The sequence below is a fragment of the Avibacterium sp. 21-595 genome (assembly GCF_023611905.1).
Lineage (GTDB): Bacteria > Pseudomonadota > Gammaproteobacteria > Enterobacterales > Pasteurellaceae > Avibacterium.
In genome coordinates this window covers 928,894-953,539 of the sequence record NZ_CP091455.1, presented here as the reverse complement: position 1 = coordinate 953,539, position 24,646 = coordinate 928,894, and the positions used below count along the sequence as shown (strand labels likewise).

Genomic DNA, 24,646 nt, shown 5'->3' with positions numbered 1-24,646 from the left:
TATGGGAACTATTCAATCGCAAGATATTATTAAAGCCTCTGCAACATCGGGATTAACACCACCACCGCAAGCGCGAGATCATCAGCTTGAAGTGGCAAAACTGATTGACGTTACCACTTGTATCGGTTGTAAAGCCTGCCAAGTGGCTTGTTCAGAATGGAATGATATTCGTGCCGAGCCGGAAAAATGTATCGGCTCATACGATAACCCGATTGATCTCAATGCCAAAGCTTGGACGGTGATGAAATTCAATGAAGTTGAAGAAAATGACCGTCTAGAATGGCTGATCCGTAAAGATGGCTGTATGCACTGTAGTGAACCGGGCTGTTTAAAATCTTGCCCTTCACCAGGTGCGATTATTCAGTATGCAAACGGCATTGTTGATTTCCAATCGGATAAATGTATCGGTTGTGGTTATTGTATCGCAGGTTGTCCATTCAACATTCCACGAATGAACCCTGAAGATAACCGTGTGTACAAATGTACGCTTTGTGTTGATCGCGTTACCGTGGGTCAAGAACCCGCTTGTGTGAAAACCTGTCCAACAGGCGCAATTCATTTCGGTACAAAAGAAGAAATGAAACACTATGCGGAAACTCGCATTGCGGATCTCAAATCCCGTGGTTATGAAAATGCAGGGCTTTATGATCCAGAAGGCGTGGGCGGCACACACGTTATGTATGTGTTACATCACGCTGATAAGCCAGAGCTTTACTCAGGCTTACCGAAAGATCCACAAATTGACGTTACCGTGAAATTATGGAAAGACGTATTGAAACCAGTTGCAGCAGTGGCAATGGGAGGCTTAGTGCTTTCTGAAATTGCGCACTATCTTGCAGTAGGGCCAAATACGGAAGATCTAGAAGAACACGAAGAAGTCGTGCCAGAAGACGAACAAGCACATAAAGGAGGCGAAAATGAGTAAATTTAAGATCAGCAACGATCAACGAGTTGTTCGCCATAAATTTCCTGCGCGTTTAAGCCATTGGCTACTTGTAATTTGTTTCTTCACCACTGGCTTATCAGGGCTTGCCTTTTTCTTCCCTGATTTTGCTTGGCTAACGGAAATTTTAGGTAATCCAAGAATTGCCCGTTTTATCCACCCATTCACAGGCTTAGTGATGTTTGTGGCGTTTATTAATCTTTGCTTGATTTATTGGCGTCATAACATTCCGGAGAAAAATGACTGGGTATGGCTCAAAAATATTAAAGAAGTCTTAAAAGGCAACGAACACGCCGTTTCAGACAACGGAAAATATAATTTAGGGCAAAAAATGCTGTTTTGGACGCTTATTCTAGCAATGTTCACATTACTGACAACAGGGATTATTATGTGGCGACAATATTTCTCCCATAATTTCCCAATTCCGGTAATTCGCATTGCAATTTTACTCCACTCTGCCAGTGCCTTTATGCTCTTTACCGGCATTATGGTGCATATGTATATGGCATTTTGGGTGAAAGGTTCTATTCGAGGAATGGTTGAAGGTTGGGTAACGGTACGCTGGGCGAAAAAACATCACCCACGCTGGTTCCGTGAAGACATTCTGCCTGAACTTGAAAAAGAAGCCGCAGAAAAAGCGAAAGAAAAGCACACTAACTAATTAACGATGGCAAAGTGCGGTGATTTTTTGCAAAATTTTGCAAATTTACACCGCACTTTCTTTATTGACAAAAGCTGATGAAAAATTATGAGTATCAAAATCCTACCAAAAGATGAAATTGTACAAGCTGCTAGCTCTTTTCATCACCCTGTTCTCTTATTTTCCAACCCCAAAAATCTTTACCAACGCCGAGCTGAACGCTTACGTTCTCTGGCGCAAAATCACCCAATGGCGAATTACCTTAACTTTGCGGCAAGTATTGTAGATTGCCAACTCGCCCTACTGAACGAACAGCCTGTTACGCAAAAAATTGAAATTAATGCGGAAACAAGCGTTCCACTTAATCTTACCCAATGGCAGCGCGATCCACAATGGCGAACCTTATTTCACGCGTTGCTCAATAAAATGAAAAATAATGGAACTGAAAACGTTCAAGCTACCATTGAGAATTTAGAAAAAACCTCCGACAACGAGCTTGAACAGCTTGCTGACAAATTACTCGCGCAACAATTTTCAGAAGTCAGTAGCGATAAAGCCCTCTTTATTTGGGCGGCACTTTCCCTTTATTGGATTCAGCTTGCACAGCAGTTGCCACAAAATAGCAAAATGGAAAGCGGTGAACACCTTCATCTTTGCCCAGTATGTAATGCCCCGCCGACCGCCAGCGTGGTGCATTTTGGCTCAGAGCAAGGTTTACGTTATGTACATTGCTCTCTATGTGAAAGTGAATGGAATGTCGTGCGTAGCAAATGCACCAATTGTAATCACACGGGGAAACTAGATTATTGGTCAATTGACAGCGAATCAGCCCCCGTTAAAGCCGAAAGCTGCGGCGATTGCCATAGCTATCTGAAAATGATGTATCAAGAGAAAGACCCTTATGTCGAAGCCATCGCTGATGATTTGGCAAGTATCTATCTTGATATTGAAATGGAAGAAAAAGGTCTTTCGCGTAGTGGATTAAATCCTTTTATGTTTCCAAATGAAGCAGGGTAAAAACCACCATTGGCTCGCCAGTAAACTATCAACGCGATAGCGACAGAAAACCTTTCTTATTTATAAAGTGCGGTAGAGAATTTTACTATTTTTTACCGCACTTCACTTTTTTAAGGAGGAAAGTAAATACAATCACCCATTTTAAAAACAAAAAAAGTGGTTAAGTCTCCTTAACCACAAAGATGAATAAAATATTTCGTTTAGATTTATCTCAATAAAATCAAGATAAATCCTCCCTATTGTAAAAAAAAAAAACGAAATGCAACTAAAATCGTGAAAAATCTTAAAATTTTTATTTTTTTCCCTAAAGTGAGGGAAATTCTTTTATGTTTGCAAATAAAGCAAGATAACAATACACCATTGGCTCGCTAGTAAGGCATCAAGGTGATAGAGATAGAAAACCTTTCTTATTTATAAAGTGCAGTAGAAAATTTTACTATTTTTTACCGCACTTCACTTCTTTAAGTGGGAAAGTAAATACAATCACCCATTTTAAAAACAAAAAAAAAGTGGTTAAGTCGCCTTAACCACAAAGATGAATAAAATATTTCGTTTAGCTTTATCTCAATAAAATCAAGATAAATCCTCCCTATTGTAAAAAAAAAAAACGAAATGCAACTAAAATCGTGAAAAATTTTAAAATTTTTATTTTTTTCATCTATCTCAAAAAAAGAAGGCGTTTTCTTCAAAAAGAAAAATTATTGTTATCTTTTTTAGATATCAGGAATTATCTCTGTTTAAAGTTGGAATAAGGCAATACGGTTCAACATAACTCGTACAAAAATAAGGCGAACCAACGCTATCTTATTTTCAAAATTAAGTGACTATTTTTCTATTTGTTCAACACGGCTATAAATTATGCCATTCATTAACTGTGTTTTCACACGCTCGCCCACTTTCACTTGGCGACTTTGGGTAATTGCAATGCCTTGTTCATTTTCAGAGATGGAATAACCACGGGAAAGAATTTTCAATGGGCTTAATCCGTCTAATTGTTGGCACAACGTCGCAAAACACCCTTGTTTGTTTGCCAGTTGTTTTTCCGTAGAAAAAGCTAACCGCACATTTAATTGTTGCAAATGTTGAGCCTGCTTTTGCAAACGATAAGGTAATGGATTATTGTGCAACCGTTCATTAAGTGCAGTGAAATTTTGTTGTTTTTTCGTGAAATAACCTTGTATTGCAAGTTTTAAGCCATAACCTAGCTGTTGAATGTGTGCTTTTCGCTGATTGAGCTGTGTTTGTGGATGGCAATGTTGCAAGCGTTGGCGAAGTTTTTGTGAATATTCTTTTTTTATAGCAAGGTTTCGCGCTATGGCTAAATGCAAACGTTGATGTTGCACGGCAATCTGTTGTTGCGATTTTTCCACTTCCCGTTGCATTGCAAACTGTAAACGGTAAGCAAGCTGTTCTAGCTGTGCCTTTTGTTGATTAAACTGAATTTGTGGATGGCGATTTTGCAAACGCCACACGAGCTGATTTAATGCTTGGCGTTTTTCATTAAAACATCGATCTAACGCCATTTCTAAATGCTGGCGTTTATAGCCAAGCTGTTGCAATAATTCTTGCTGATCACGGCTTACCAATTCTGCTGCCGCCGATGGGGTGGGCGCACGCACATCTGCAACAAAATCAGCAATGGTTATGTCGGTTTCGTGTCCTACCGCACTGATCACAGGAATGACGGAATTAAAAATTGCTCGCGCCACGGCTTCTTCATTAAAACACCATAAATCTTCTAATGAACCACCGCCACGCCCAACAATCAATACGTCCACTTCTTGGCGACGGTTGGCAAGCTCGATCATTTGCACAATTTCAGCCGTGGCTTCTTTACCTTGAACGGCAGTGGGATAAATCACCACCGCTAGACTAGGATCTCTACGTTGTAAAATATGCAAAATATCTTGTAATGCTGCCCCTGTCGGCGAAGTAACCACGCCCACTTTGCGACTAAAGTGCGGTAGGTTTTTTTTCAGATTTTGGGCAAACAATCCTTCCGCCGCCAATTTCATTTTTAAGGCTTCAAATTGCTGTTGCAGTAATCCCTCACCTGCTGGCTGCATTGTGTCAATAATAAGCTGATAATCCCCTCGTGGCTCATATAAGCTGACACTTGCCCTAACGAGGACTTGCATACCATTTTGTGGGCGAAATGAGACACGCAGATTTTTCATTCGGAACATTGCACAACGCACTTGAGCATTTTCATCTTTCAGAGTGAGATACCAATGCCCCGAAACCGGTTGAGTAAAATTAGAAATTTCGCCTGTGAGCCACACAAGCCCAAGCTGCCCCTCCAATAATTGGCGAGCCTGCTGATTGAGTTGCGAAACAGAATAAATTGCACTATTTTCCATATTTAATCCAATAACACCCAACCATCATCAAGCCAGTTGCATAGACTGTCTAACAAGAGTTCCATTACACTTTCTTTGTCTTGCATATCACGCATTAACTCGTGTAAATCCGCTAAATTCAGGCTTTCTCCATCAGATAACCGTTGTAAAATTTGGGCTTCTAACGGGTTGAGTTCATCTAGCCATTCACCGTTGGCATAAAGACGCAATGGCTGTTCGGTATAAAGCAATTTGCAATTATTATCTTGTGAAAGCAAGCCCCCTTCTTCCAAAAGCGATCGCACTTCTTCAGGATCGTACTCCCCTTCCGTTGGTAATAATTCGTAGCGTCTGCTACTCACTGTACTTGCTAAGGCTTGTTTGAATAAGGCATCAAATTGTGGGCTTTGTGCAAGGCTAGCAAGGAACTGTTGCTTTATTGTGGTGATATTTTGCTGTGCCAATAACCCTGTTGGTTGCTGATCAGGGTGAAGACGGAGAGGAATTAAAAATTCACTGAGATCCAATTCTAAGCTAGGTTGATTAAAGGCTTTTGCCACATTTTCAAAAATATCCGCTAAATTAGGATAACGTAAGCCAAAAGAAAACGTCAGGCAATCATCTTGTGCCACCCCATAATGGGATAAACGGGAAGGCACATAAAGCACATCACCGGGGCCAAGCACTTCATCAAGTAACAATTCGCCCATATCATCAAAAATACGGATCGGCTGGTTAGTCTTAAATTCTGTGCTAGGATCGCACCATTTACCGAGTTGCCAACGGCGATGCCCATACCCTTGCACAAGGAACACGTCATATTCATCATAATGTCGCCCTACTGAGCCACCTTGCGGTGCATAAGACACCATAATATCATCTCGTTGCCACTGTGGAATAAAACCAAACGCATTCCATAATTGCCCCAATTCAGGCGACCACTGCTCCATATTTTGTACAAGTACCGTCCATTGTGTTGGCACATTAGCAAAATCTTGCTCTATCAATGGGCTAACCTTAAGTTCCCAATTTTCATCGCTATGTTGCTTGATTAGGCGCGCGGTAACCTCTTCGCCTTGCGCCAGTTCAATAATATCTTGTGGCTCAAACTGTCCCACAATTTGTGGAAGACCGTTGCGAATTAATAACGGTTTCTTTTGCCAATATTCTTGTAAAAATTGTTCAGGGCTAATGTGTTCAGGTAAACAAAATTTAATCATTGCCTTGTTCCTCTTGAGTTGAAGATGGTGTTGCCAATTGGGATACAGATTGTTGATCTTGGGCTAATTGTTTTGCGCGTTTTTTCGCTTCTTTTTCAGCTTGCTTTTGTGCTTGCTGTTCTTGTAACTGTTGTGCCGCACGCTTACGGCGGATCTCTTTGGGATCAGCAAGTAAAGGGCGGTAAATTTCAATGCGATCCCCGTCTTCTACAAGATCAGTTAATTTTGCTGGACGGCTGAAAATCCCAATTTTATTTTCACGCAAATCAATTTCACTAAACTGATGTAAAATACCTGATTGCAAAATTGCGGTTTGCACGGTTGTGCCTTGTTCCATATGCAAGGTTTTCAAAAAATAACGATCAGGCAAAGCATAAGCAATTTCAATTTTTAATTTAGACATTAGGCGTAAACCTCCTTGGCACGCTGCTTAAACGCATCGATCATTTTACTGGTTAAATGAGTAAAAATCTGCCCAAACGCCATTGCAATAATCGGATTGGAAAATTCAAATTCCAGTGTTAAGGCAATTTTGCAACACTGCTCATCAATTTCCACAAACTGCCATTCCCCTTGCAAAAATTTAAACGGGCCTTCCACCAACTGCATTTGAATACGCTGATTTTCCAGCATTGTATTTTGTGTGGTAAAACGCTGACGAATGCCCGCTTTGCTGATGACTAATTCTGCGGTAAGCTGATTTTGCTCACGACTTAACGTTCGGCTTTCCACACAGCCCGGCACAAATTCCGGATAACGTTCATAATTATTCACCAAATCATACATTTGTTTGGCACTGTAAGGCACTAAGGCACTTTGATTAACTCTTGGCATTTTTATTTCTATTTTTCTCTAAAAAAACTTTGCTATTATAGCGAATATCAAACAAAAGTGCGGTGATAAACGCACGAAAAAATAAGGAAAAACGATGAATTGGGTCATTTTCGCCATTGGATCAGCATTTTTCGCCGGACTCACCGCCATTTTGGGCAAACTTGGCGTGGAGGGGATAAATAGCAACCTTGCTACGTTTATTCGCACCCTTGTGGTATTGGTTGTGGCTGGTGGTATTATTACGCTGCGTAACGAATGGCAACTCCCCCAACATATCGCCGCAAAGCCCTTTATTTTCCTACTTTTATCAGGGGTTGCTACGGGGCTTTCTTGGCTTTGCTATTATCGTGCATTACAACTTGCCCCCGCCTCTTGGGTCGCCCCCATTGATAAACTTAGCGTGGTTATCGCCATTGTGTTAGGGGTGGTAATATTAGGCGAAGCCATCAGCTTAAAACTCATTATCGGTTCAATTTTAATTTTAGCGGGTGTATTGGTCTTGGCGTTATAACTGTTTTTCGCTACAATAGCCCACTATTTTTGTCCAGTTAAAGAAAGTATGTCAGAAATTAAACTCATTGTTGGGCTGGCTAACCCAGGGGATAAATATGCCGAAACTCGCCATAATGCGGGGGAATGGTTAATTAATCGCCTTGCCCGTCAATTTAATTTTCAACTGAAAGAAGAAAGTAAATTTTTCGGAAAAACCGCAAGAGCGGTGATTTTTGGCGAAGAAATTCGTTTTCTCGTCCCCACTACTTTTATGAATTTAAGCGGTAAAGCGGTGAGTGCATTAGCCAATTTTTACCGCATTAAACCAGAAGAAATGCTGATTATTCACGATGAGCTTGATCTTCCTCCCGGTGTTGCCAAAATTAAGCAAGGGGGCGGACACGGTGGACATAACGGTTTGCGTGATAGCATTGCTCAGCTAGGTAATAATAAAAATTTCTATCGCCTGCGTGTGGGGATTGGACACCCGGGTGATAAAAATCTGGTTTCCGCCTATGTGCTAGGTAAACCCTCACCAACAGATTGGCAACTGATTGATAAAGCCTTAGATGAAGCCACTGTGTGCGTGGAAATTCTCATCAAAGAAGGCATTAACAAAGCAACAAATCGACTCAATAGTTTTAAAGCATCAAATTAAACATTAAGGAAATATTATGGGATTTAAATGTGGTATTGTAGGTTTACCAAACGTGGGCAAATCCACCCTTTTTAACGCATTAACAAAAGCAGGTATTGAAGCGGCAAATTACCCGTTCTGTACCATTGAACCAAACACTGGCGTTGTGCCAATGCCAGATCCACGTCTAGACGCATTAGCGGAAATTGTTAAACCTGAACGCGTCTTACCAACTACAATGGAATTTGTGGATATCGCCGGTCTTGTTGCTGGCGCAAGCAAAGGGGAAGGATTAGGTAACAAATTCCTTGCTAATATTCGTGAAACCGATGCGATTGGCCACGTTGTACGTTGTTTTGAAAATGATGACATTGTTCACGTTGCCGGAAAAATTGATCCCGCTGAAGACATCGACACCATTAACACGGAACTCGCCCTGGCTGATTTAGACAGTTGTGAGCGCGCCATTCAACGTTTAACTAAACGTGCTAAAGGTGGCGATAAAGAGGCAAAATTTGAATTGTCCATTATGGAAAAAATCCTCCCTGTGTTAGAAAATGCCGGAATGATTCGTTCTGTCGGATTAGATAAAGACGAATTACACGCCATTAAGAGCTATAACTTCCTTACATTAAAACCAACAATGTATATTGCCAATGTGAATGAAGATGGCTTTGAAAATAATCCTTATTTAGATCGTGTACGTGAAATTGCGGAAAAAGAAGGGGCGGTGGTTGTGCCTGTTTGTGCGGCAATTGAATCTGAAATTGCAGAACTGGATGATGAAGAAAAAGTGGAATTTCTGCAAGATCTAGGCATTGATGAACCGGGTTTAAACCGTGTTATTCGTGCAGGTTATGCCCTATTAAATTTACAAACTTATTTCACAGCTGGCGTTAAAGAAGTTCGTGCGTGGACAGTTTCCGTCGGCGCCACAGCACCAAAAGCCGCTGCGGTCATCCACACTGATTTTGAAAAAGGTTTTATTCGCGCCGAAGTCATTTCTTATGCTGATTTCATTCAGTACAAAGGCGAAAATGGGGCAAAAGAAGCAGGAAAATGGCGTTTAGAAGGGAAAGATTATATTGTTCAAGATGGCGATGTAATGCATTTCCGTTTTAATGTCTAATTCATTCTAGCTTATGCTATTTTGATCTAAAAAATAGATAAAAATATTACCGCACTTTAGAAAAAGTGCGGTATTTTTTTAATTACAGTTGTTCCAGCTTAAAATAATACGGTGTTACTACCTCTTTATGATAGAAAGATCAGTTCACTGTTTTATTTTTAATGTAAACGGACGTGTTCTTTTCATTAAATGAGTGTAGATTAAAATACCCTCATCAAATGACAGGTTAATATCATCTTATTTTTTACTTTATAGGAAGCAAAAATGACAATCACAATTCTTGACGGTGGAATGAGCCGTGAATTAATGCGTTTAAACGCACCCTTTCGCCAACCAGAATGGTCGGCACTTTCACTTTATGAAAAACCACAAGCTATTGAACAGGTTCATCAGAACTTTATTACCCATGGTGCAGAAGTGATTACCACGAATAGTTATGCGGTTGTGCCTTTTCACATTGGTGAACAACGTTTTGTTGCTGATGGCAAAATGCTTGCCGATCTCGCTGGTCGTCTGGCTAAAAATGCGGTGAAAAATAGCGGAAAAGCCATTAAAATTGCGGGTTCTCTACCTCCCTTATTTGGCTCTTATCGACCTGATTTATTTCAAGCTGAGCGTGTTAAAGATATTGCTCTGCCACTCATCAATGGGCTTGCCCCTTATGTTGATCTTTGGTTATGCGAAACCCAAAGTGCCATTATTGAGCCTGTCTCAATCAAACCGTTATTACCCGATGATCGTCCTCTGTGGGTTTCCTTTACCTTGCAAGATGAAAACCCGCATCTTCCAGCGAGCCTACGTTCAGGGGAATCAGTACAAAGTGCGGTAGAAAAAATGATTGAATTAGGCGTGAGTGCCATTTTATTTAACTGCTGTCAGCCAGAAGTGATTGAACAAGCCTTACAAGTAACCCAACAGGTACTACAAAAACATCAGGCTGAACACATTGCCACAGGGGCTTATGCCAACGCCTTTGCCCCACAAACCAAAGAAGCAACCGCCAATGAAGGATTAGACGAAGTACGTAAAGATCTTGATCCTCAAGCCTATTTAGTTTGGGCGAAAAAATGGCAACGTGCTGGCGCAAGTATTATTGGCGGTTGCTGTGGTATTGGCTTAGAGCATATTCAAGCACTTTCAGATTATTTCAAAAAATAGGGAAATACAGGATGTCAAATAAAAAAATTGGTTTAATTTCTCTTACCGCCCTCGTGCTGAGTTCGATGATTGGCTCAGGAATTTTCAGCTTACCGCAAAATATGGCTGCTGTTGCGGGATCAGAAGCCTTACTGATTGGCTGGCTGATTACTGGCATTGGGATTATTTTTCTTGGATTATCTTTCTTTTTTATTTCACGCCTTAAACCTGAGTTAGACGGTGGGATTTATACCTACGCACGCGAAGGTTTTGGTGAATTAATGGGATTTTTATCCGCTTGGGGTTACTGGCTCTGTGCAACTATTGGGATTGTGGGCTACTTAGTTGTTGCTTTTGAAGGTATTGGTACCTTTACAGATAGCGAAAATGTCATTATTTTTGGGCAAGGCAATACCCTCGCCTCTTTTATCGGTTCTTCACTGGTGGTGTGGCTTGTTCATCTTTTGATTGCAAGAGGGGTCAAAGAAGCCGCTTCTGTTAATTTAATCGCCACCCTCGTTAAAGTCTTTCCGCTTATTTTATTTATTGCGCTCGCCTTTTGCTTTTTCTCTCCAGAAACCTTTAATGGCGATATAAAAGGAATCGCATTAAATAATACAGTGAGTGATCAGGTGAAAAATACAATGCTCATCACTTTGTGGGTTTTTACTGGGGTTGAAGGGGCAGCCGTACTCTCCGCTCACGCAAAAAAACGCAGCGATGTGGGCATTGCAACCGTATTAGGCATCATTATTGCGTTATTACTCTATATTGCAATTACGGTGCTTTCTTTAGGTCTTTTACCAAGAGAGACTATTGCCCAAATGGCAAATCCTTCTATGGCTGGGCTATTAGAATTAATGATCGGCAAAAGTGGCAAAGTTCTCATTACCGTCTGCTTAATTATTTCTGTACTCGCTTCTTACATTAGCTGGACGATGTATTCGGCAGAAGTCCCTTATCGAGGTGCTAAAAATGGGGCATTTCCACAAATTCTGAATAAACTCAATGACAATGATGTGCCGATTAACTCCTTATGGTTTACCGGCTTTGTGGTACAGCTATGCCTTATTTTGGTTTTACTCACAGGCAAGACCTATGAAGCATTACTACTGATTTCAACTTCAATGATCTTAGTGCCTTACTTACTGATTGGCGCTTACTTGCTAAAATTAGCCTTTCAGCAACATTGTGCTTGGTATATTAAACTCACGGGATTTATTGCCACACTTTATGGGCTATGGATTTTATATGCCGCAGGACTTGATTATCTGCTGATTTCTGTGGCGTTATATGTACCCGGTATTGCGCTATTCCTATATTCTCGCCACCAATCGCAAGGCAAATTCAATTTAAACCACGCTGAAAAAGCCCTGATTGTCCTTTTTGCATTACTCTTTATTTGGGCAATTAACGTACTGATAAATTTTGAATTCTAAGTTATCTAAAAAGCAGATCACATCGTTCTGCTTTTTCTCACTACGGTAAAAAATAGGAAAAAATAAAGTGCGGTGTCATTTTACAATGTTTTCACCGCCAAAAAAGCAAACGATTGCTTAAAATAAAATATACAGTATAATTCGCCCTATTTTTTATCGACTAGGAAAGCCTTATGAACAACAATCTACTCTATTCGGTTGAAGACAAACCACCTTTTGGGTTAAGTCTATTATTAGCCGCTCAACATTTACTTGCCGCATTAGGCGGTATTATCGCTGTACCATTGGTGATTGGTAATGTACTCAAGCTACCTACCGCGGATACCATCACCTTAGTCAATGCCGCTTTACTTATCTCCGGTGTGGTTACCATTATCCAATGCCGTGGCTTAGGCCCAATTGGTATTCGTTTACCAAGCGTAATGGGAACAAGTTTCACCTTTGTTGCCGCTGCGCTTGCCATTGGCTTTAGTGAAGATGGCGTTGCAGGGATTTTAGGCGCTTCCCTCGTGGGATCGCTGGTAATGATCATCGGCAGTTTCTTTATGCCCTATATCCGTAAATTATTTCCACCAGTGGTAACCGGAACGGTAGTGATGATGATTGGTCTTAGCCTGATTCCTGTTGCCGTAGATTGGTTTGCCGGTGGACAACGCACTGATCCCAACTATGCCACACCAGAAAATCTGCTAATGGCGAGCTTTGTATTGGTCATTGTGGTCATTTTAGTTCAATGGGGCAAAGGCATTTTTTCCGCTGCCGCCATTGTTATTGGAATGATGACAGGCTATATAGTGGCGCTTGCTCTAGGTTGGGTGAATTTTGATGGGGTTAAACACGCACAAATTTTTGCCGTACCGCAACCGTTACATTTTGGTTTAGCCTTCCCACTCTCCGGCATTATTGGTATGTCTATCGCCTATTTGGTAACCATTGTGGAATCAAGTGGTAACTTCTTAGCTTTAGGTAACGCCACTAAAACGGAAATCACGGGTAAACATTTACGCGGTGGCGTGTTATGTGATGGCTTAGGTTCAGCCCTTGCTGCAATAATGTCCACCACGCCGTTTTCCTCTTTCTCACAAAATATTGGTGTGATTTCTCTCACTGGCGTAGCAAGCCGTTATGTGGTCGCCATAACAGGAGCATTATTAGTGCTAGCAGGATTATTCCCTGTATTCGGTGCGTTAATTGTTTCCATTCCACTTCCAGTGCTTGGAGGCGCGGGTTTGATGATGTTTGCAATGATTATTGCAGCGGGAATTCAAATGTTAGATCGCATTGAACGCAGCAAACGCAACGGATTAATCATCGCAATTTCCATTGGTTGTGGCTTAGCCGTTACTACTCGTCCAGAATTGCTCGAAAAACTCCCGCACTTTTTTAAAGAAGTCCTTGGCTCTGGCATTACCGTGGGATCATTATTAGCCTTGATTTTAAACTTGGTGCTACCACAAGATAAAAATACAAAAGAAAATGGCTAAGTAGCGATTCTATTAGCGGATCGCTATTGGGATAATGTGGCTAAAACTAGACCACATTATCCACAAAATAAGGCAAATTGCGCGGGGAATGGAGAAAATTTTTTCAAGCCATTTCACTGAGTTTTGCTAGATTTTGGGATTTTCAGACCATTAAGCCGCATTAAGCTACTGGCGATACGCCCTAATCAACATTGCCCTCGCACATTAATGCTTAGGGCAATATTTTTATCAATGATTAAGCTTTTTTACTTGGCAAGAGTAGCGCTTTTAAATGCGCTAATACGTCTTTTTGAATATGTTTTAAACGTGGACGTTCCTCCTGTTTAAAAACAAGCGGGCGACAAAATTCCATCGCTTTAATACCAAGCCTTGCGGTAAGCAGCCCAACCCCAACACCTTGTGCGATACGGGCAGAAAATTTTGCCGTCACATCTTGCGAAAGCCAGTCCATTCCAATCTCTTTGACCACTTCCGTTGCCCCCGCAAAAGCCATATTCAACAAGACCATTCGCAATAAACGCAAACGGCTAAAATACCCCAGTTCAATATGATAAAGTTTAGCTAATTGGTTGATTAAACGAATATTTCGCCACGCTACAAAAAACATATCCACCACCGCTAAAGGACTCACTGCAACAACTACCGCCGCTTCAATGGCATTTTTACTAATCAGTTTTTGTGCTTGTTTATCAATCGGTTTTAATACGGTTTGACTGAACAGATCGGCACGTTCGCTAGCAGAATGTCCTTCATTAGATTGCTTTTGCCATTGGATAACTTCTGGTGATTGCGGTGAAATATCCATCGCTTTGATAATGTCTTGACAGAGCTGTTGCACTTTTTCGCTTTCTTGTACAGAAAAATCTTGCTGAAAATCCTCCGCACTTTTGTTTAATAAAAATTGGCTTTTCTCTTGCAATGCCATTCGTTTTTTTAAGTGTACGAGCTTACGCCATTCGTTCACCATTGCACCAATTCCCAACACCACAAAAAAGCAACTTGCCAGCGCAAAAGAAAAATAAATCCATTGGTGATGTTGCCACGTATCAATCAACCACTGTATTGACTGTGCAATCAGCGCGCCAGTAAAAAAGATCGCTGAACCTGCCAGCCATTTTTTCCACCAACGGGGTTTAGGTTGGAGCGCTTGCTCAAATTGTGGTGCGAGATCGCCCGATTCATCTTCTACATCCGTTTCTATGATTAAATTTTCTTGTGAAAAGGTTTGTTTCGGTGCAAAAGCTTGTTGTTCTCGATCTTCAAGTGCGGTGTGAAAAATTTGTTTTTCCATTGTTATCTTTCTCTCTTGCGATCAATCCAGTTTATCCGCTAACAAAAATTGCAATACAGCGTCCATTCTTAAATGAGGAATTGCACTGCCCGGTTCAAGGGGCTGCGGTTCAAATTGATCAAATTCAAATCCTTGTGTTTGCCAAAATTGTGCGTTTGGCAAACGGCTTGGCACATCCCCGGGATAAAGGGTGATTTTTTGCTGATCTTTTTGCCGAATGCCTTGTATCGCGGCGTAAAATTTTCCATTTTGATTCACCTTAACTTGTTGTGTCGCACGAATCGCAGCAATCGCATCGTATGTGGTTTTAATGCCTTCATACGCCACATAACGCCCCCCTTCTTGTACTAACTGGCGTAGTAAGCTAATTAAATTATGGTGTTGCTCTCTGGTGATGTGATCCGCTTTGGTCGCAAGAAACATCAATTTGTCAATTTTTGGTGAAAACAAGCGGTTGAGAAAGGTGCGTTTGCCATAATGAAAACTTTTAAACAGGGCTTGTAAACCTTCTTGCATATCTAAAAAAGCGCGTTGGCTATGATTAAGGGGGGTAAGGCAATCCGCCAAGATCACTTGACGATCAAAGGTAGAAAAATAATCACGATAAAAACCTTTGACGATATGTTGGCAATAATAATCGTAACGATCTGTCAAAACAGCAAAATAGCTGTCGTTATCCGCTTTTTTTAGGGCTTGCCATTGCGCCTTATTAATATGAACCAAAGGGAAAAATTGCATCGCAGGCGCACCTTCCAATTCCCCCGCTAAGACAAAACGCCCCGGCTGAATAAAATGCAAGCCCTGTGCTTTACAAGCTAATAAGTATTCTGTGTAATCCTTTGCCAGTTGCACCAAAACAGCGGCATCGGCTTTGGCGAATAAATCGATTTTCGCTACGTTTTCTTGCCATTTTTGCGCTAATTCAAGGCGTTTCCCTTGCATAAGTTCGCGCTGTTGCTCGCTCCATTGTTGGAAATCTAATTCAAGCAACGGCAAATCTAATAGCCATTCCCCCGGATAATCAAAAATATCAAGATAAAGTGTGCCGGTTTCTTTTAAATGACGCCACAAGCCACGCTGTTGATAACGAATTGCCAAGCGTGTTTCGCTCACTCCGCGGGTAGAATCAGGCCAGCGTGCGGGGGTGTCTGTCAAACATTCCAAGTTCTTTTCATATTCAAAACGAGGAATGTGCATCGTGCGTTGTTCAATGGGTTTTACCGCTAAAATCCGTTTCTCTCGCGCCGCATAAAATAAGGATAAATGGGGGTTATCCAGCGTATTAATATGTAAAAGTTGGTTCACAAGACTGGTAATAAATGCCGTTTTTCCGCTACGGCTTAGTCCAGTTACGGCTAAACGCAAAGTGCGGTCAAATCCACGGTCAATGAGGTTATCCAGCTCTTTTTGAATATAATCAAACATTTTATTTCTAAATTTCGCTAATATACTTTAAAATTTCGCCATAATTTATCACAAATATGCCTGTTATGTTTATAAGAAAAATCGTTGTTTCTGCTATTTTGCTGAGTGCCAGCCTAATCAGCTTGCCGAGTTACGCAGCGCCTAAAGTGCCAAAAAGCCTTACGCAAAATGGACTTATTTATTGCACCCAAGCAAACGGTTTATCCTTTAATCCGCAAACCAGTGATGCGGGAACCAGTATGAACGTGGTTACCGAGCAAATTTATAATAAATTATTTGAAATCAAAAATAACAGTGCCACGGTTGAACCAGTACTGGCACAAAGTTATAGCCTGTCTGCTGACGGCAAAACCATTACCATTAATTTACGCAAAGGGATTAAATTTCATCAAACGGATTGGTTTACTCCAACACGCAATTTCAATGCAGAAGATGTGGTGTTTTCACTTAATCGTGTGCTAGGGCATAATACGGATTTACCTACCTTAGAAATCTTAGTGGATTACAAAAATCCGCAATATCGAATTTTTCACGAACAAGCACGCAAAGTACGTTTTCCCTATTTTGAAAGCATTAAATTACGCGAAAAAATTGAGTCTGTGGTCGCCACCTCGCCTTATCAAGTGCAAATCCAACTCTTTCAGCCTGATGCGTCGATTCTTTCCCATCTTGCCAGTCAATATGCCATTATTTTCTCGCAAGAATACGCCTTACAACTCAACGCTGACGATAACCTTTCTCAGCTAGACACCTTGCCTGTCGGAACTGGCCCTTATAAAGTGCAAAATTTCGTGCGTAATCAATATGTTCGTTTAGTGAGAAATGAAGATTATTGGCGTAAAAAAGGGGAAATTGAACATATTATTATCGACCTTTCAACAGACAAAACGGGGCGTTTGATTAAATTCTTAAATGGCGAATGTCAGATTACCTCTAGCCCTGACGTGAGCCAACTGGGAATTTTGAAACAATTTAATGAGCGATATTATTTAAAATCCACCGAAGGAATGAATTTGTCGTATTTGGCATTTAATTTTCTTAAACCGGCAATGAAAGATTTAGATCTACGCCGTGCAATCTCGCAAGGCATTGATCGAGAACGTATTATTCATCGTATATATCATAATACAGCAAGTGTCGCGAATAATATTATTCCAAATATTTCTTGGGCAGCAACGGTAAATACCCCTGACTTTGCCTATGATTACAACCCCAACGCGGCGAAAGCCTTTTTACAAGATAAGCAGCTCAAATTAACAATGTGGGTGCTAAATGAAGAACAAGTTTATAACCCTTCACCAATCAAAATGGCTGAATTAATAAAATGGGATTTAGCACAGGTAGGGGTGGAATTAGTGATTCGCCCTGTTACGCGAACTTATTTAATTGAGCAGCTCCGAAATGGCTCAGAAGATTATGATTTAATTCTCACTGGCTGGCTCGCGGGAAATTTAGATCCTGATAGCTTTATGCGCCCTATTTTAAGTTGTGGTACAGTCAATGACATTACCAATTTATCCAACTGGTGCTATGCCCCTTTTGAAGATGCGATGAACCGTGCTTTAAACACCACGCAGTTACGTTCACGTGCTAATTATTATAATATCGCGCAAGAAATTATTTTATCCGAGTTACCCATTATTCCTGTGGCTAATGTCAAACGAATGTTAATTGCAAATTCCCGCGTGAAAGGCTTGGAGTTAGCCCCCTTTGGTAGCATTAACTTCACAACGCTATCCTATCAGCAAGGAGAAGGAAAATGATCCTATCTTTTTTTCGGCATCTGATCCTATTGGTGATCACCTTAGTCATTCTGTCTATAATTAGCTATGCCGTGTTAATGCGTGATCCCCTAAATGAAGTCTTGGCAACACCACATTTTTATTCAGGCTATTTTTTCTATGTGCAAAATTTGCTCAATGGGGATTTGGGGATTAGCTACAATGGCGGTGATTCCTTAAGTGATTTAGTTCTCACGGTACTCCCCCCAACCCTTGAACTTTGCTTTACCGCCATTTTACTGGCGTTGCTCTTTGGTATTCCTTTAGGACTTATCGGAGCGGTTTACCGTAAAAAATTATTAGGAAAAATCATCCGCACTTTATCTGTGATAGGACTTTCTTTACCCGTATTTTGGCTTGCGCCCCTATTGCTTTATGCCGCCGCCATTTATGGTTGGGAAATTGCGGCAATTGGGCAATATAATTTACTCTATGAAATTCAGCCAATCACGGGCTTTCCTATTATTGATGTATGGTTTATTGACGCCCCTTATCGCATTAAGGTGATCCAAAATGTGCTACAACACCTGATTTTGCCTACATTGGTGCTAATGATTTGGCCTACAATGGAGATTATCCGCATCGTGCAAGAACGAGCAGCCTATTTGTTTGAACAACCTTATATCAAAATTTCAATGACAAGAGGCTGGTCTATGTACAAAATTTTATATACCCATATTTTACGCAACACCTTGCCTCTTCTTGTGCCACAAATGACACGCTTATTCACGCTCGTTATCGCACAATGTATGTTAGTTGAAGGCACATTTGGTTGGTCTGGCATTGGGCGTTGGTTGATTAATGCCGTTGCCCAACAAGATTACAACAGTATTTCCGCAGGCATTATCGTGATTGGGTTATGCATTATCGTAGTAAATTTATTGGTAGAAACACTCACCTTCGTGTTAGATCCGTTAAATAAGAAAGGTTGGTATGCAAGATAAAGATCTGGCGGAATTTCGCCATACAGAAACATTAACCACCATTTGGAAATTATTCCGCCAAGATAAAGTGGCACTTGCCAGTTTTTATCTGTTTTTGCTGTTTATTTTGACCGCACTTTTTAGCACGTTCATTGCCCCTTATCCCGCTGAAACGCAGTTTATCGGTTTTGAACTAATGCCCCCCTCTTGGGTAAATGGCGGAAAAATTGCCTATTTTTTTGGTACAGATGATATTGGGCGCGATGTTCTAAGTCGCTTAATCACAGGAACAACTTACACCCTAGGTTCAGCCTTAATTGTGGTGGTTTTTACCGCAATATTAGGTGGAATTCTCGGCGTTTGGGCGGGAATGTCGCAAGGGATCAAATCTCGTGTACTCGGGCATTTTCTGGATGCCTTCCTTTCCACCCCAATTTTGCTGATTGCCATTATTATAGCGACCTTAATGCAGCCTAGCCTGATTAACGCAATGCTTGCCATTACATTGGCATTATTACCACACTTTATTCACGAAATTTACCAAGCTATTCAAAAAGAACTGAAAAAGGAATACATTTTAATGCTTCGTCTTGAAGGCGCATCAAATTGGCTTTTACTCAAAGAAGCCATTTTCCCTAATATTTCGGTGAAATATATCCAAGAAATTACTCGCGCGTTTACCATCGCAATTTTGGATATTAGTGCATTAAGTTTTATTTCCCTTGGGGCGCAAAGCCCAATGCCTGAGTGGGGTGTAATGATTAAAGATTCTCTAGAGCTAATTTATCTCGCGCCTTGGACTGTCATCTTACCGGGACTTGCAATTATGGCGGTCATTCTCGTTGCCTTATTACTCGGCAATGGCATTAACAAAGCGATTGAAAAATATTATGAATAAGGATTCCAATGGCACTACTTGATATTCGTAATCTTTGCATAGAAATAAAAACGCCAAATGGTCGAGTAAAAATTGTCGATAACGTCAATCTCACCTTAAATGAAGGGGAAATTTGCGGTTTAGTCGGGGAATCGGGTTCAGGCAAAAGCCTCATTGCAAAAGTCATTTGTAACACCATTAAAGATTCGTGGATTGTTAGCGCTGACCGCTTTCGTTTTAATGAGGTAGAGTTACTTAAACTTAGCCCACATAAAAGACGGAAATTAGTCGGCAAAGAAATCTCAATGATCTTCCAAGAACCGCTTACAAATTTAGATCCTAGCACCAAAATTGGCAAACAGCTTATTCAAAATATCCCTTCGTGGACATTCAAAGGACGCTGGTGGCAATGGTTTGGCTGGAAAAAACGCCGTGCCATTGAACTATTACACCGTGTAGGCATTAAAGATCATAAAGATATAATGAACAGCTATCCCGACGAAATCACCGAAGGGGAAGGACAAAAAGTGATGATTGCTGCCGCGGTTGCCAATCAACCCCGCTTATTAATTGCCGATGAACCGACGAATTCCTTGGAATCTATCACTAAGGTGCAAATTTTCCGCCTGTTATTGAGTATGAACCAAAACCAAGGTACCTCTATCTTACTGGCAAGCAATGATATAAATAGCATCAGTGAATGGTGTGATAGTTTCAGCGTACTTTATTGCGGACAAAATGCAGAATCAGGGCCAAAAGAAAGCGTGCTGAACACGCCACATCACCCTTACACCAATGCCTTACTGCATTCCATTCCTGATTTTAAACAGCCTTTGCCATTCAAAAGCCGTCTAGGCACATTGCGTGGTACCGTTCCACTGTTGGATCAACTGCCTATTGGCTGTCGTCTGGGACCACGTTGCCCGTTTGCCCAAAAGAAATGTATCAATAAGCCACCGACAAGACGAATTAAACATCACGAATTTGCTTGCCATTTTCCACTTAATTTACGCGAAAATCAGCGAAAAGAAAAAGAAGAAATGGCAACCCCACTTATCATTAATACGGATGAAAATAACACAGAATAGGAAAATCGAATGAGTGCCTTATTAAAAATTGAACATTTATCCAAATCCTTTGATGATAATGTCGGTATTTTCTCATCTAGCCAATTCGTTGCTGTGGAAAATGTCAGTTTCCAATTAGAACGCAAAAAAACCTTAGCGATTATTGGTAAAAATGGCTCAGGCAAATCAACCTTGGTAAAAATGATCGTAGGAATTCTCGCGCCAAGTTCGGGGGAAATTTTATTTAATAATACGCCACTTCAATTTGGCGATTATCACTCTCGTTCGCAACATATTCGAATGGTTTTCCAAGATCCCAATAGCGCCTTCAACCCCAAACTCAACGTTGGGCAGATTTTAGATACCCCACTGCGTCTTGCTACACATTTAAGTGAAACCGAACGTGATGAAAAAATCTTTTCGACGCTCAAACTGGTAGGGCTTTACCCTGATCACGCCAACATTAAAATCAACACAATGTCAATGAGCCAGAAACAGCGTGTCGCCCTTGCCCGTGCCTTAATCCTTGAACCTGAAATCATCATCACCGATGATGCCCTTGGCTCACTTGACGCCACCGTAAAAACACAACTGATGAATTTAATGCTCGAAATCCAAGAAAAACTCGGTATTGCTTATATTTACGTGGGACAACACTTAGGAATTATTAAACATATTTCTGATGATGTATTGGTGATGGATGAAGGCAAAATGATTGAATATGGCAGCACTCACGATGTCTTCACCGCTCCACAAAATGAGATTACCAAACGCCTTGTAGAAAGCCATTTTGGACAATTGCTGACCGATGAATCTTGGGCATTCAGATAACTGTCATAAAATAAAGTGCGGTGTTTTTTTACAAAATTTTTGTAATAAAGCGTCTTGCACTCACCTAATTTTATAGCATTTATGAGCATAAAAAAACAGGCTGGATAGCATATCCAGCCTGTTTAAGGTAATACTAAAACATTACGCAGGATAAACCGGCAAACGCTTACAAATAGCTAGCACTTTTTCTTTTGTTGCAGCAATCACTTCTGCTTCATTTTCTTTACCCACAGCATCAAGCACATCGCACATCCAACCAGCTAACTCTTTCACTTCCGCTTCTTTGAAACCACGACGAGTCACAGAAGGGGTTCCGACACGGATACCCGAGGTAATAAATGGTTTTTGTGGATCATTTGGCACGGCATTTTTATTTACTGTAATATTTGCCTTGCCTAATGCCGCATCTGCCGCTTTCCCTGTTAAACCGTGACTAACTAAATCAACTAAGAATAAATGGTTTTCCGTGCCATTAGAAACCACGTTGTAACCACGTTGTTTAAACACGTCCACCATTGCTTTCGCGTTTTTCACCACTTGTTGCTGATAAGCTTTAAACTCAGGCTCAAGCGCTTCTTTAAAACATACCGCTTTCGCTGCAATCACGTGAACCAATGGACCACCTTGACCTGCTGGGAATACGGCACTGTTTAATTTTTTATAAAGCTCTTCATCGCCACCTTTTGCTAAAATCAAGCCACCACGTGGACCACCTAAAGTTTTGTGCGTTGTGGTTGTCACAACGTGAGCGTGCGGTAACGGATTTGGGTAAACCCCTGCCGCAATCAAGCCGGCAACGTGCGCCATATCTACGAATAAATAGGCGCCCACTTCATCAGCAATTTCACGCATTTTCGCCCAATCGACCACTTGAGAATAGGCAGAAAAACCACCCACGATCATTTTTGGCTTAACGCGTAACGCTTGTTCACGCAATGCGTCATAATCAATTACGCCTTCATCGGTGATGCCATATTGTTCTGCGTGATAAATTTTGCCTGAAAAGCTCACTGATGCGCCGTGAGTTAAATGGCCACCGTGTGCCAAGCTCATACCTAAAATGGTATCACCCGGGTTTAGCAGTGCCATATAAACCGCTGCATTAGCTTGCGAACCAGAATGTGGTTGCACATTCGCATAATCTGCACCAAATAATTCTTTCGCACGGTCAATGGCAAGTTGCTCAACAATATCGGCATACTCACAACCACCATAATAGCGTTTACCTGGGTAACCTTCTGCATATTTATTGGTGAATTGAGAACCCTGTGCTTCCATCACACGTGGGCTAGCATAGTTTTCTGATGCAATTAATTCAATATGTTCTTCTTGACGACGATTTTCATCTTGAATCGCCTGCCATAATACGGGATCGTAATCAGCGATGTTCATACTTCTTTTTAACATTGTGTTTGTCCTCTTATAAATATGATTATTTAAGATTTAACTAGTTTAGCTTTTTTTTCACTATCTTGTAATGAAAAATTAGGTTCAAAATTTTCATTGCGATTATGAATATTATTCATATCCTATGGTTATCGCAATCCCTTTTTACAATTATTAATATAAAGCGAGATATCCTCTTCTTGGTAACCAAGCAATTTACCAATTTCTCGTTCTACCATAGAATCAAAGTGTCCTATACTTTTCTTCAATAGTTGCTCTAGCTGTTCTGCATATTTTTGATGAACAGGTCTAAATAGAATAAAGGCTCCCAACTCTATTGGAGTCTGCTTATTTTGAGGAACTAAAACAAGATAATTACAACGAAAAACACCCCGTTCTATATAAGGTAAAAACGCACCTGGAACGCCCATATCATTAAAGAAAAGTGCTAACATTTTCTTTTCCGATAACATTAACTCAAGCTCTATTCCTTCGTGAGGGCCAATTTTTCCTTTGCATATCATAAACTATGGCACCGCTAAAATACGGCAGTTACATAAATCATCGCTTTCAAATTCGGTCATTTCTCCTGCAGATTTATTTGGAATTGGGAATAATCTGACGGTAAGGGGTTTATTTAAACGAAATGCCATTGTGCCAGTATCACTCATTAATCCTGCGATTTGTTCAATGGTTGCCTCACCTGAAATTGGCACAGTATCTAAACCAATGCCACATACAGCACTATAAGTGAGTAAAGCACGAATATCAAATTGAGATGTTTTGGTGCCTTCCGCTAAACCCAAATCTTCAGTTACTGCTAACATCAAACCAGAAAAACCGACTAAATCGACATTTTTCACTGATTTGAACACACGAGTGAGTAATTCGGAAACTTCTACTGTACCCGCTGCACCGAAATAAGGTACACCGAGTAATTCATAAACCTTTGTCATTGAATGGCAGTTTTTAGATGGGGCTGCTGAGCTATCAAAACCAGCTAATCTGAAATTACCTGATAATGCAGATTTTATCGCGTTTTGTATTTCATCAATGTGATATTGCAATGCTTGGGACATTGCCACACTGGCTTGATGAAAGAACCGCTGGCGATTTTCATTAATAGGCAAATTTTCTAGCACATCAACCAATAAATCTGGCGTTTCTAAACCGATTACCACCGCATTATCTAGCTCACTGCGATGATAACCTGCTGGGAAATAAGGAATAAACGGTTTACAGTTAAAATTCACGGTGAAATTAAAATTACCTTCACCACGAGGAGTTAATTCTGCAATTTTTTGCACCGCACTTGCACAATTTAACAACAACGCATAATCTAGAAAACCATTTTCATCACGTTCCACATTTACGCAAGCATTACATAAATCCCCATAGTTTGCGATTAATTCTGGCAATAACGCGATCTCTTGTGCCGTTTTTGCTTCCCCAATTGCAAAACGAATACGCAACCCGCTCTCATTCAATTTACTCAGCAAGGTTTTAAGCAAGGCTAAATCACGTTTTGCCGTGTCAATGCTACTCAAATCCAAATATTCACCAAAAGGATTAGTGATAATACGGATAGACTGAATTTCATAACCTTTTTGCTGAATAGCGGGAATAAGTAAATCAAATTCCGCTTTCGCCATTTGTAGCTGCTGTTGCCATTGTGTTTTATCTTTAGTTAGAGATAAAAATAGGCTTATGGCTCTCACGCGACAACGTGATTTATCTTGATACATATTGCTCCT

At 40.7% G+C, this 24,646-nt stretch carries 22 protein-coding genes and 1 pseudogene; 14 read left to right on the top strand and 9 right to left on the bottom strand.

Annotation, left to right across the window (positions count from 1 at the left end; translation table 11 throughout):
- Position 1: 1 nt before the first annotated feature.
- The 3 genes from fdxH to fdhE all read left to right on the top strand — a co-directional run bounded on the left by fdxH (position 2) and on the right by fdhE (position 2,600).
- Complete coding sequence (gene fdxH, locus L4F92_RS04515) at positions 2-925, top strand: formate dehydrogenase subunit beta (protein WP_103853121.1); 924 nt, start codon at positions 2-4, stop codon at positions 923-925.
- Complete coding sequence (locus tag L4F92_RS04510) at positions 918-1,604, top strand: formate dehydrogenase subunit gamma (protein WP_250364370.1); 687 nt, start codon at positions 918-920, stop codon at positions 1,602-1,604. Before fdxH ends, L4F92_RS04510 begins: the two co-directional genes overlap by 8 nt.
- Positions 1,605-1,691: 87 nt before the next feature.
- Positions 1,692-2,600: a formate dehydrogenase accessory protein FdhE gene (fdhE, locus tag L4F92_RS04505; protein ID WP_250364369.1), complete on the top strand. Its 909-nt coding sequence runs from the start codon at positions 1,692-1,694 to the stop codon at positions 2,598-2,600.
- 824 nt (positions 2,601-3,424) lie between these two features.
- Here the strand turns inward: fdhE and xseA are convergent.
- From xseA to L4F92_RS04485, 4 genes and pseudogenes are all read right to left on the bottom strand, one after another.
- Complete coding sequence (gene xseA, locus L4F92_RS04500) at positions 3,425-4,882, bottom strand: exodeoxyribonuclease VII large subunit (RefSeq protein WP_442778852.1); 1,458 nt, start codon at positions 4,880-4,882, stop codon at positions 3,425-3,427.
- Between the two features lie 80 nt (positions 4,883-4,962).
- Positions 4,963-6,159, bottom strand: coding sequence for a ribosomal protein uL16 3-hydroxylase (locus L4F92_RS04495; RefSeq protein WP_250364367.1), 1,197 nt, complete (start codon positions 6,157-6,159; stop codon positions 4,963-4,965).
- Positions 6,160-6,286: 127 nt separating this feature from the next.
- Positions 6,287-6,562 (bottom strand): annotated as a pseudogene (locus L4F92_RS04490) (RnfH family protein); the annotation flags it as partial.
- On the bottom strand, positions 6,562-6,993 hold the full coding sequence (locus L4F92_RS04485; RefSeq protein ID WP_250364366.1) for a type II toxin-antitoxin system RatA family toxin: 432 nt from the start codon (positions 6,991-6,993) through the stop codon (positions 6,562-6,564). The gene L4F92_RS04485 and the pseudogene L4F92_RS04490, both read right to left, overlap by 1 nt.
- A 94-nt stretch (positions 6,994-7,087) precedes the next feature.
- Here L4F92_RS04485 and L4F92_RS04480 point away from each other — a divergent pair, with 94 nt between their 5' ends.
- The 6 genes from L4F92_RS04480 to L4F92_RS04455 all read left to right on the top strand — a co-directional run bounded on the left by L4F92_RS04480 (position 7,088) and on the right by L4F92_RS04455 (position 13,311).
- On the top strand, positions 7,088-7,504 hold the full coding sequence (locus L4F92_RS04480; RefSeq protein WP_250350550.1) for an EamA family transporter: 417 nt from the start codon (positions 7,088-7,090) through the stop codon (positions 7,502-7,504).
- 48 nt (positions 7,505-7,552) lie between these two features.
- Entirely contained in the window at positions 7,553-8,143 is a 591-nt protein-coding gene (pth, locus tag L4F92_RS04475; protein WP_250350551.1) for an aminoacyl-tRNA hydrolase, read from the top strand.
- A 16-nt stretch (positions 8,144-8,159) separates the two neighbouring features.
- A complete protein-coding gene (ychF, locus tag L4F92_RS04470; RefSeq protein WP_250350552.1) occupies positions 8,160-9,251 on the top strand; it encodes a redox-regulated ATPase YchF in 1,092 nt (363 codons plus the stop codon).
- A 264-nt stretch (positions 9,252-9,515) separates the two neighbouring features.
- Entirely contained in the window at positions 9,516-10,409 is an 894-nt protein-coding gene (locus L4F92_RS04465) for a homocysteine S-methyltransferase family protein (protein ID WP_250364365.1), read from the top strand.
- A gap of 11 nt (positions 10,410-10,420) precedes the next feature.
- Complete coding sequence (locus tag L4F92_RS04460) at positions 10,421-11,827, top strand: basic amino acid/polyamine antiporter (RefSeq protein WP_250364364.1); 1,407 nt, start codon at positions 10,421-10,423, stop codon at positions 11,825-11,827.
- Between the two features lie 173 nt (positions 11,828-12,000).
- Entirely contained in the window at positions 12,001-13,311 is a 1,311-nt protein-coding gene (locus tag L4F92_RS04455) for a nucleobase:cation symporter-2 family protein (RefSeq protein ID WP_250364363.1), read from the top strand.
- A 235-nt stretch (positions 13,312-13,546) separates the two neighbouring features.
- On the opposite strand, the gene L4F92_RS04450 is transcribed toward L4F92_RS04455, so the two are convergent.
- The gene (locus tag L4F92_RS04450; RefSeq protein ID WP_250364362.1) at positions 13,547-14,602 is read right to left on the bottom strand and encodes a TIGR01620 family protein; all 1,056 of its coding nucleotides are present in this window, start codon (positions 14,600-14,602) and stop codon (positions 13,547-13,549) included.
- A gap of 21 nt (positions 14,603-14,623) precedes the next feature.
- Entirely contained in the window at positions 14,624-16,027 is a 1,404-nt protein-coding gene (locus L4F92_RS04445) for a YcjX family protein (protein ID WP_250364361.1), read from the bottom strand.
- Positions 16,028-16,092: 65 nt separating this feature from the next.
- Between L4F92_RS04445 and L4F92_RS04440 the strand changes: the two genes are divergently transcribed.
- The 5 genes from L4F92_RS04440 to L4F92_RS04420 are packed head-to-tail and all read left to right on the top strand — an operon-like array spanning position 16,093 to position 21,506.
- Positions 16,093-17,790, top strand: a complete 1,698-nt coding sequence (locus tag L4F92_RS04440; protein ID WP_250364360.1) for an ABC transporter substrate-binding protein — start codon at positions 16,093-16,095, stop codon at positions 17,788-17,790.
- Positions 17,787-18,752 (top strand): ABC transporter permease, encoded by a 966-nt coding sequence (locus L4F92_RS04435; protein WP_250364359.1) that lies wholly within the window; start codon positions 17,787-17,789, stop codon positions 18,750-18,752. The genes L4F92_RS04440 and L4F92_RS04435 overlap by 4 nt, the downstream gene beginning before the upstream one ends.
- Complete coding sequence (locus tag L4F92_RS04430; protein WP_250350560.1) at positions 18,742-19,629, top strand: ABC transporter permease subunit; 888 nt, start codon at positions 18,742-18,744, stop codon at positions 19,627-19,629. The genes L4F92_RS04435 and L4F92_RS04430 overlap by 11 nt, the downstream gene beginning before the upstream one ends.
- 8 nt (positions 19,630-19,637) lie before the next feature.
- Positions 19,638-20,696, top strand: a complete 1,059-nt coding sequence (locus L4F92_RS04425) for a peptide ABC transporter ATP-binding protein (protein WP_250350561.1) — start codon at positions 19,638-19,640, stop codon at positions 20,694-20,696.
- A 9-nt stretch (positions 20,697-20,705) separates the two neighbouring features.
- Positions 20,706-21,506 carry a peptide ABC transporter ATP-binding protein gene (locus L4F92_RS04420; RefSeq protein WP_250364358.1) on the top strand — a complete coding sequence of 267 codons (801 nt, stop codon included), beginning with the start codon at positions 20,706-20,708 and terminating at the stop codon, positions 21,504-21,506.
- Positions 21,507-21,647: 141 nt separating this feature from the next.
- Here L4F92_RS04420 and glyA read toward each other — a convergent pair whose 3' ends face one another.
- The 3 genes from glyA to L4F92_RS04405 form a co-directional block, all read right to left on the bottom strand.
- Positions 21,648-22,913, bottom strand: coding sequence for a serine hydroxymethyltransferase (glyA, locus tag L4F92_RS04415; RefSeq protein WP_250350563.1), 1,266 nt, complete (start codon positions 22,911-22,913; stop codon positions 21,648-21,650).
- A gap of 128 nt (positions 22,914-23,041) precedes the next feature.
- Complete coding sequence (locus L4F92_RS04410) at positions 23,042-23,347, bottom strand: hemocin immunity protein (protein ID WP_250364357.1); 306 nt, start codon at positions 23,345-23,347, stop codon at positions 23,042-23,044.
- Positions 23,348-23,419: 72 nt separating this feature from the next.
- Positions 23,420-24,637 (bottom strand): DUF711 family protein, encoded by a 1,218-nt coding sequence (locus L4F92_RS04405; protein WP_250364356.1) that lies wholly within the window; start codon positions 24,635-24,637, stop codon positions 23,420-23,422.
- Positions 24,638-24,646 lie beyond the last annotated feature (9 nt).

Bases quoted from the DNA above. Each gene is read 5' to 3' on its own strand.
- L4F92_RS04430 (WP_250350560.1), top strand. From the start codon at position 18,742: ATGCAAGATAAAGATCTGGCGGAATTTCGCCATACAGAAACATTAACC.
- pth (WP_250350551.1), top strand. From the start codon at position 7,553: ATGTCAGAAATTAAACTCATTGTTGGGCTGGCTAACCCAGGGGATAAA.
- L4F92_RS04485 (WP_250364366.1), bottom strand. From the start codon at position 6,993: ATGCCAAGAGTTAATCAAAGTGCCTTAGTGCCTTACAGTGCCAAACAA.
- L4F92_RS04450 (WP_250364362.1), bottom strand. From the start codon at position 14,602: ATGGAAAAACAAATTTTTCACACCGCACTTGAAGATCGAGAACAACAA.
- L4F92_RS04435 (WP_250364359.1), top strand. From the start codon at position 17,787: ATGATCCTATCTTTTTTTCGGCATCTGATCCTATTGGTGATCACCTTA.
- L4F92_RS04405 (WP_250364356.1), bottom strand. From the start codon at position 24,637: ATGTATCAAGATAAATCACGTTGTCGCGTGAGAGCCATAAGCCTATTT.
- L4F92_RS04425 (WP_250350561.1), top strand. From the start codon at position 19,638: ATGGCACTACTTGATATTCGTAATCTTTGCATAGAAATAAAAACGCCA.
- L4F92_RS04420 (WP_250364358.1), top strand. From the start codon at position 20,706: ATGAGTGCCTTATTAAAAATTGAACATTTATCCAAATCCTTTGATGAT.
- glyA (WP_250350563.1), bottom strand. From the start codon at position 22,913: ATGTTAAAAAGAAGTATGAACATCGCTGATTACGATCCCGTATTATGG.
- L4F92_RS04460 (WP_250364364.1), top strand. From the start codon at position 10,421: ATGTCAAATAAAAAAATTGGTTTAATTTCTCTTACCGCCCTCGTGCTG.
- L4F92_RS04410 (WP_250364357.1), bottom strand. From the start codon at position 23,347: ATGTTAGCACTTTTCTTTAATGATATGGGCGTTCCAGGTGCGTTTTTA.
- L4F92_RS04495 (WP_250364367.1), bottom strand. From the start codon at position 6,159: ATGATTAAATTTTGTTTACCTGAACACATTAGCCCTGAACAATTTTTA.
- ychF (WP_250350552.1), top strand. From the start codon at position 8,160: ATGGGATTTAAATGTGGTATTGTAGGTTTACCAAACGTGGGCAAATCC.
- fdxH (WP_103853121.1), top strand. From the start codon at position 2: ATGGGAACTATTCAATCGCAAGATATTATTAAAGCCTCTGCAACATCG.
- fdhE (WP_250364369.1), top strand. From the start codon at position 1,692: ATGAGTATCAAAATCCTACCAAAAGATGAAATTGTACAAGCTGCTAGC.
- L4F92_RS04465 (WP_250364365.1), top strand. From the start codon at position 9,516: ATGACAATCACAATTCTTGACGGTGGAATGAGCCGTGAATTAATGCGT.
- L4F92_RS04440 (WP_250364360.1), top strand. From the start codon at position 16,093: ATGTTTATAAGAAAAATCGTTGTTTCTGCTATTTTGCTGAGTGCCAGC.
- L4F92_RS04455 (WP_250364363.1), top strand. From the start codon at position 12,001: ATGAACAACAATCTACTCTATTCGGTTGAAGACAAACCACCTTTTGGG.
- L4F92_RS04445 (WP_250364361.1), bottom strand. From the start codon at position 16,027: ATGTTTGATTATATTCAAAAAGAGCTGGATAACCTCATTGACCGTGGA.
- L4F92_RS04510 (WP_250364370.1), top strand. From the start codon at position 918: ATGAGTAAATTTAAGATCAGCAACGATCAACGAGTTGTTCGCCATAAA.
- L4F92_RS04480 (WP_250350550.1), top strand. From the start codon at position 7,088: ATGAATTGGGTCATTTTCGCCATTGGATCAGCATTTTTCGCCGGACTC.